Here is a 790-nt window from a genome sequence, read left to right as displayed (position 1 = left end):
AATATTCATTTTTTAAAATTAATATTTTTTATAAGAAAATGCTTTTGAGTTATTACCCCACCTAAACTCCCCCCCAGTCTTAGAGAGGGGAGGTACCCCTCTAGGACAATCTAACTTATATGTTTTATGGTAACAATAATTGATTTTGCAAAAAGAAAAAACACAGCTGAAGAGGATTTCAATGTGTTGGTTCTGCAGGGGGAATTAGAGCTGATTCAGTCAAAGGAATCAGGCAGGTTCTATGCCACCGCCAAAACCTGCACCATTCCATGTACCTTCAATGACCTGATGTGTAGAGGCTTGATTGGTAAGCAACTACCTGGGAAAATTGAAAAGCTGGAGTGTGACCCTTATGATTATCACATTCCAGGAACAGATGAGCTTATCTCACTGGCTCATACCTACTACTATGACCCAGTGGAGAGGACCATGGAGCAGGAAGTGTTTGGGAGGGAGGCAGCTTAGATTCAGATTTAAGGGTTAGCAAATGTGCTAGCCCTTTTCTATTAAAGCATTTAATATGATATCAAATGCATTGCTCAGCCCTGAGCCTAGCAGGTTCTCCACTAGCTGCCTGTTTCTTTCAAGGTATAGGTTGCAGAGAGCCCATTGTCCCTTTGATGTAATCTGTATTAGGCCAATAAGAGACATCAGTGTAGGTGAGAAGAAACAGGTGGTTAAAGTGCTTAACTGGGGTTCAGGAGTAATTCTTTTCTTCATTAAGGGTAAGCTCTATCCTCATAGTCATTTCAGTTATAAACCTCCTACTCAATTTGTAGCAACGGGGATA

At 40.8% G+C, this 790-nt stretch carries 2 protein-coding genes; both read left to right on the top strand.

What is annotated here, in order from left to right:
* Positions 1-126: 126 nt before the first annotated feature.
* Entirely contained in the window at positions 127-465 is a 339-nt protein-coding gene (locus OB13_RS20700) for a hypothetical protein (protein ID WP_461492083.1), read from the top strand.
* A gap of 55 nt (positions 466-520) precedes the next feature.
* Positions 521-790, top strand: a 270-nt coding sequence (locus tag OB13_RS20695; RefSeq protein ID WP_461492082.1) for a hypothetical protein, incomplete at its 3' end; no start/stop codon positions are given.

It is taken from the genome of Pontibacter sp. HJ8 (assembly GCF_054824225.1).
The sequence above is the reverse complement of the archived record's forward strand: the minus strand, read 5'-3'. Positions and strand labels throughout refer to the sequence as shown.

What these genes read in the sequence shown, in the direction of transcription:
- OB13_RS20700 (WP_461492083.1), top strand. Translation starts at nt 127, where the DNA reads ATGGTAACAATAATTGATTTTGCAAAAAGAAAAAACACAGCTGAAGAG.